This is a genomic window from Sphingopyxis sp., assembly GCF_016463645.1.
Lineage (GTDB): Bacteria > Pseudomonadota > Alphaproteobacteria > Sphingomonadales > Sphingomonadaceae > Sphingopyxis.
Window position 1 is genome coordinate 24,855 of record NZ_JAEMQX010000040.1, and the last position, 6,039, is coordinate 30,893.

At 63.9% G+C, this 6,039-nt stretch carries 5 protein-coding genes and 1 pseudogene; 4 read left to right on the top strand and 2 right to left on the bottom strand.

Annotation, left to right across the window (positions count from 1 at the left end; all coding sequences use genetic code 11):
- The 4 genes and pseudogenes from JHC57_RS10605 (at window position 1) to JHC57_RS10620 (ending at window position 2,856) form a co-directional block, all read left to right on the top strand.
- Window positions 1-1,209, top strand: coding sequence for an aminotransferase class I/II-fold pyridoxal phosphate-dependent enzyme (locus tag JHC57_RS10605; protein WP_294029966.1), 1,209 nt, complete (start codon window positions 1-3; stop codon window positions 1,207-1,209).
- A 161-nt stretch (window positions 1,210-1,370) separates the two neighbouring features.
- A pseudogene (locus JHC57_RS10610) lies at window positions 1,371-1,649 on the top strand (PLP-dependent transferase); the annotation flags it as partial.
- A gap of 17 nt (window positions 1,650-1,666) precedes the next feature.
- Entirely contained in the window at window positions 1,667-2,068 is a 402-nt protein-coding gene (apaG, locus tag JHC57_RS10615; protein WP_294029973.1) for a Co2+/Mg2+ efflux protein ApaG, read from the top strand.
- Window positions 2,065-2,856 carry a LysR family transcriptional regulator gene (locus JHC57_RS10620; protein ID WP_294029967.1) on the top strand — a complete coding sequence of 264 codons (792 nt, stop codon included), beginning with the start codon at window positions 2,065-2,067 and terminating at the stop codon, window positions 2,854-2,856. The genes apaG and JHC57_RS10620 overlap by 4 nt, the downstream gene beginning before the upstream one ends.
- A 2-nt stretch (window positions 2,857-2,858) precedes the next feature.
- Here the strand turns inward: JHC57_RS10620 and JHC57_RS10625 are convergent, their stop codons facing one another.
- Together JHC57_RS10625 and JHC57_RS10630 are read right to left on the bottom strand one after the other, a co-directional pair.
- Entirely contained in the window at window positions 2,859-4,175 is a 1,317-nt protein-coding gene (locus tag JHC57_RS10625) for a serine hydrolase (protein ID WP_294029968.1), read from the bottom strand.
- 11 nt (window positions 4,176-4,186) lie between these two features.
- The coding region (locus JHC57_RS10630) for a DNA topoisomerase IV subunit B (RefSeq protein WP_294029969.1) at window positions 4,187-6,039 on the bottom strand (1,853 nt) is incomplete at its 5' end.

Consider the following 6,039-nt stretch of genomic DNA (forward strand, 5'->3'; position numbering starts at 1 on the left):
ATGAAGAAGACGACGGGTTTCGATCGCAGCAAGACGCGCCAATGGCACCCCGCAACGCAGGCGATACGCGGCGGTACATGGCGCAGCGAACATGGTGAGACGTCGGAGGCGCTCTTCCTTACCTCAGGCTACACTTACGAGAGCGCCGAGGAAGTCGCGGCGCGCTTCGCAGGCGAAGAACAGGGCATGACCTATTCGCGGCTGCAGAACCCTACCGTCGCGATGCTCGAGGAACGGATCGCGCTGATGGAAGGCGCCGAGGCGTGCCGCGTCCAGGCGACGGGGATGGCGGCGATGACGACCGCGCTGCTGTGCCAATTGTCGGCGGGCGATCACATCGTCGCCGCCAAGGCAGCCTTCGGTTCTTGTCGCTGGCTCGTCGACCATCTCTGTCCGCGCTTCGGGATCGAAACCACCGTCGTCGACGGCCGCGACAATGATGCGTGGGAAAAAGCGATCAAGCCGAACACCAAGGTCTTCTTCTTCGAAACCCCAGCGAACCCGACGATGGACATCGTTGATATGAAGCATGTGTGCGAACTGGCAAAGGCGCACGGCATCACCACGGTCGTCGACAACGCCTTTGCGACCAGCGTGCTTCAGCGCCCGATGGACTTCGGCGCTGACGTCGTCGCTTATTCGGCGACCAAGCTGATGGAAGGACAGGGGCGAGTTCTTGCCGGCGCGGTCTGCGGGACGGGGCAGTTCATCAACGAGGTACTGCTTCCGTTCCAGCGCAACACCGGGCCGAATCTGTCACCGTTCAACGCATGGGTGGTATTGAAAGGCCTCGAGACGCTCGATCTGCGCGCGCGCCGTCAGTCGGAGAATGCCCTCGCAGTGGGCAAGGCGATCGAGAGCCGCGTCGCGCGCATGCTCCACCCGGGGCTTGCTAGCCATCCGCAGCACAATCTGGCGATGAGCCAGATGGACGCGTGCGGGCCGATCTTCTCCTTCGTCCTCGACGGCGGGCGCGAGCAGGCGATGGCATTCCTCAACGCGCTCGAACTCGTCGATATTTCGAACAATATCGGCGATTCGCGCAGCCTCTGCTGCCATCCGGCATCGACGACCCACTATGGCGTCAGCGCCGAGGTGCGGGCCGATATGGGCGTCGTCGAGGGCATGCTCCGCATCAATATCGGCCTTGAAGATCCGCGCGATCTGATCGCCGATCTTGACCAAGCATTGACCAAGGTCGGGCTTTAGGCGACTTTGGTGTGGAGATGATCGACTCCTTCTTTCCCTTTGCGGCGACCACCGGGTCGATCACCGTGCGTGTTGCGGTCAGCTATCTGCCCGAACAGTCGCACCCGGCGCTCGGCCGCTGGTTTTGGGCCTATCATGTCCGCGTCGAAAATCATGGAGAGGACGCGTGCGGGCCGATCTTCTCCTTCGTCCTCGACGGCGGGCGCGAGCAGGCGATGGCATTCCTCAACGCGCTCGAACTCGTCGATATTTCGAACAATATCGGCGATTCGCGCAGCCTCTGCTGCCATCCGGCATCGACGACCCACTATGGCGTCAGCGCCGAGGTGCGGGCCGATATGGGCGTCGTCGAGGGCATGCTCCGCATCAATATCGGCCTTGAAGATCCGCGCGATCTGATCGCCGATCTTGACCAAGCATTGACCAAGGTCGGGCTTTAGGCGACTTTGGTGTGGAGATGATCGACTCCTTCTTTCCCTTTGCGGCGACCACCGGGTCGATCACCGTGCGTGTTGCGGTCAGCTATCTGCCCGAACAGTCGCACCCGGCGCTCGGCCGCTGGTTTTGGGCCTATCATGTCCGCGTCGAAAATCATGGAGAGGACTCGGTGCAGTTGATCAGCCGCCATTGGCGGATCAGCGACGGCCGCGGCCAGATCAGCGAAGTCGAGGGCGAGGGCGTTGTTGGCGAGCAGCCGCTGATCGCGCCCGGCGGTGCTTATGACTATGTGTCGGGCTGTCCGCTGCCGACCCCCGAGGGGTCGATGGTCGGAAGCTATGCGATGGAGCTCGGCGATGGCTCACAGATACTCGTCGCGATCCCGCAATTTCCGCTTCAGGCACCAGCGACCGCGTCATGAAGCGCACGCACCTGCCCCTGAACGCGCTCCGCGTCTTCGATGCCGCTGCCCGACATTTGAGCTTCACTCGCGCCGCCGACGAGCTGGCGGTGACTCCCGCGGCGGTCGGGCAGCAGATTCGCGCGCTCGAGGATATGCTGGGTGTCGTGCTGTTCCGCCGAACGCCCAAGGGGCTCGAACTGACGGGCGAGGCCGATGCGGGGCTCGACGCGCTGCGGCAGGGTTTCCTGCAATTCGAGGAATCGGTACGTGCGATGCAAGCGGGCCAGTCGTCGCAGTCGCTGACGATCGCCGCGCCGCGCGATCTTACCGCGAAATGGCTTGCGCCGCGGCTCGCACGCTACAGCCAGCAAGCGCCCGACGTCCGCTTCACGCTCGTATCCGCTGATACGGGAATCGATTTCACCGAGGCGAACCTCGATCTCGCGATTTTCTGGACCGACGGCGCCGGCGAGCATGAAGGTGTCGCGCTCGCCGACGCGCTCATGGTCACGGTGGCGGGACCCGGCAGTAACAGCGATACCCGCATTGCTTGGCCAGGCTGTCCCGCAGGCGATGGCGAACCAGCGCTGCGTCTCGGCGACGCGGGGCTTGCGATCGACGCCGCCGCGAACGGTCTGGGACAGGCCAATGTGCCGGCGATGCTTGCCGAGGCAGATATTGCGGCGGGCCGGGTCCGGCAGGTCGGCGACAGCGTTGCCGTGAAGCGCGGCTATTGGCTGGTAGCGCCAACACCGCAATGGCGGCAGGCGAAGGTCAAGGCGCTGGTAGCGGCTCTGACGGCCTGAGATTATTTCGCCGCAAGCGCGAGCAGGCGCGTGACCAGCCCGATCAGCGGTCCGGTCTCGACATTGGCGTCGCGATTGTTCCAGCTCGCCGTCACAACGAGCCATTTGCCGTCCGTCTTGCGCTGTCCGAGCAGGCTCATCGACAGCACGCCGTTTTCCGATCCGCCTTTGTAGCCCAGATATTTCCAGTCGGCCGCGGCGACTGGGCCGACCCCGTTGTTGATCGCCATCGCTTCGAGCAAGGTCTTCGACTGCCGCGCGCGCAGATCGATCATCAGCCGCGCGATATCGTTGGAGCTCGCGAACCATTCGAGGTCGTCGATGAAGCGCGGGCCGGCGGCGAAGCTGATTCCATCGATATTGGCGAGGGTGAGGCGAGCCCGATTGTCCCCGATCAGCTTGCGCTGTGCGGCATCGTCGCCCTTGATAAACAGCGGACGCAGGTCGTCGAAATTATTGCCCTTGAGCGCGAATGCCTCGACCGTCGTCAGCAAGGGGATGTTACGCGACGGATCGCTGTGCCCGGTGCTCTTCATGCGCGCCTCGATCGCTTCACGGCCGAGCAGGTGAATCAGCGTATCGGCCGCGCCATTGTCGCTGACCGAGATCATCCAGTTGGCAAGCGTCTGAAGCGTGACCGGGGTGTCCTTGGGCCAGTTCGCAGTGCCCGCTGAGGAAAAGCTGAAGTGCGACAGCGGCACGACGTCGGCCCAGCGACGTTTGCCTGCCGCGACCTGCGCCGCGAGTTCGTCCAGGACATAGAGTTTGAAGGTAGAACCCGTGGCGAACTGCCGATCGGCGTTGGCGGACGCGAGCGTGCGGATCGTCGCCCCGTCGAGTTCGGCGACAAGAAAACCGGTCTGGCCGGGCAGCGTGGCGATCTCCGCGGCGACTTTGTGGAAACTGTCGTCCACAACCGTGACGCCCGTGACGCGCAAGCCCGTCACGCGTTCGTCGGGCGCAACGCCGACATCGAGCAGCACCGTCGCTACCCCCCTTTCGAAGCGCAGCAGGATGGTTCCCGACCGGTCGCTGGCGGGTGTAACCTTGTCGACCGCGACAGGGGCGCCATATTGCGCGATCAGGCCGCCTTTAAACGTGTCGAATTGCGCTTGGGAAACCGCCGTCTGGAAGTACGGATCGAAATAGGCCGAGTAGGCGATCCTGCCGCCGAACAGGTCGACAAGCTGCGCCGCGCGGCGGTCGAGGGCGGTTTGCGCCGCTGGGGCCGATGTGCCCGGGGTTTGCGAATTGGCGATCTGTGGCGCGAGCGTCGCCAGTATCGCCGCTGTTATCGTCGTCGAGCGTAATGTCGCCATCAAAAACCTCCTCAGGCGTCGATGGCCGCCTCGTCGAGGCTCGCCGCATTAGCCTGGATGAACTGAAAACGATGCTCGGGGTGCTTGCCCATCAACCGGTCGACCAGATCCTTGACCTGGTGCCGTTCCTCATATTCCTGCGGCAGCGTGACGCGCAGCATCGAGCGCGTCATCGGGTCCATCGTCGTTTCCTTGAGCTGATTGGGGTTCATTTCGCCCAAACCCTTGAAGCGCCCGACCTCGACCTTTTTGCCCTTGAACATCGTCGCCTCGAGCTCGGCGCGGTGTGCGTCGTCGCGCGCATAGGCGGACAGGCTTCCCGCTGTAAGGCGATAGAGCGGCGGCTGCGCGAGGTAGACATGTCCCTCGCGCACGATGTCGGGCATTTCCTGAAAGAAGAAGGTCATCAGCAACGTCGCGATGTGCGCCCCATCGACGTCGGCGTCGGTCATGATCACGATCTTGTCGTAGCGGAGGCGGTCGGCGTCGCAATCCTTTCGCATGCCACAGCCGAGCGCCAGGGCGAGGTCGGCGATTTCCTGATTGGCGCGGATCTTGTCGGCGCTCGCGCTCGCGACGTTCAATATCTTGCCTCGGATCGGCAGAATCGCCTGCGTCTTGCGGTCGCGCGCCTGCTTGGCGCTGCCGCCCGCGCTGTCGCCTTCGACGATAAACAATTCCGTGCCTTCGGGCCCGTCATTCGCACAGTCTGTGAGCTTACCCGGCAGGCGGAGCTTGCGGCCGCTGGTGGCGGTCTTTCGCTTGACCTCGCGCTCGGCCTTGCGCTTCAGCCGCTCGTCCATCCGGTCGAGGACGAGGCCGAGCAGCGCGCGGCCGCGGTCCATATTGTCTGACAGAAAATGGTCGAAGTGGTCGCGCACCGCATTTTCGGTGAAGCGCGCGGCCTCGGGGCTCGATAACCGGTCCTTGGTTTGGCTCTGGAACTGCGGGTCGCGGATGAAGACCGAGAGCATCATCTCGCCGCCGTTGAAGACATCTTCGGCGGTAATCTGTGCGGCCTTTTTCTGCCCGATCAACTCGCCGAACGCACGCAAACCCTTGGTCAGCGCGGCGCGAAGGCCCGCTTCGTGAGTGCCGCCGGCGGGCGTCGGAATCGTGTTGCAATACCAGCTGTACGATCCGTCGGACCAGAGCGGCCAAGCGATTGCCCATTCGGCGCGGCCCTGCTCCCCCGGAAATTCCTGTCGCCCGATGAACGGCTCGGCGGTGGCGCATTCGCGGGTACCGATCTGTTCCTTCAAATGATCGGCGAGACCGCCGGGGAACTGGAATACTGCCTCCGTCGGAGTATCGTCGCCGATCAGCTCAGCTGCGCATTTCCAACGGATTTCGACGCCTGCGAACAGATAGGCCTTCGAGCGCGCCATGCGATAGAGGCGCTGCGGTTTGAAGCGACCGTGCTCACCGAAGATTTCGGGATCGGGAACGAAGGAGACGCTGGTGCCGCGGCGGTTGGGCGTCGGACCCAGCTCTTCGAGCCCGCCGAGCGGGGTGCCGCGCGAAAAGCGCTGGCGATAGAGCTGCTTGCTCCGCGCGACCTCGATCACCGTGTCGGTCGACAGGGCGTTGACGACGCTGACGCCGACGCCGTGGAGGCCGCCCGAGGTCGCATAGGCCTTGCCTTCGAATTTCCCGCCCGAATGGAGCATCGTCATGATGACCTCGAGCGCCGACTTGCTCGGGAATTTCGGATGCGGATCGACCGGCATGCCGCGTCCGTTGTCGACGACGGTCAGCCGGTTGCCGACGTCGAGTGTGATCTCGATGCGCGTCGCGTGGCCGGCGACGGCCTCGTCCATGCTGTTGTCGATGACCTCGGCGGCGAGATGGTGGAGCGCGCGTT

Excerpts from the sequence above, each read along its gene's own strand:
- JHC57_RS10605 (WP_294029966.1), top strand. The coding sequence starts at position 1 with ATGAAGAAGACGACGGGTTTCGATCGCAGCAAGACGCGCCAATGGCAC.
- apaG (WP_294029973.1), top strand. The coding sequence starts at position 1,667 with ATGATCGACTCCTTCTTTCCCTTTGCGGCGACCACCGGGTCGATCACC.
- JHC57_RS10620 (WP_294029967.1), top strand. The coding sequence starts at position 2,065 with ATGAAGCGCACGCACCTGCCCCTGAACGCGCTCCGCGTCTTCGATGCC.
- JHC57_RS10625 (WP_294029968.1), bottom strand. The coding sequence starts at position 4,175 with ATGGCGACATTACGCTCGACGACGATAACAGCGGCGATACTGGCGACG.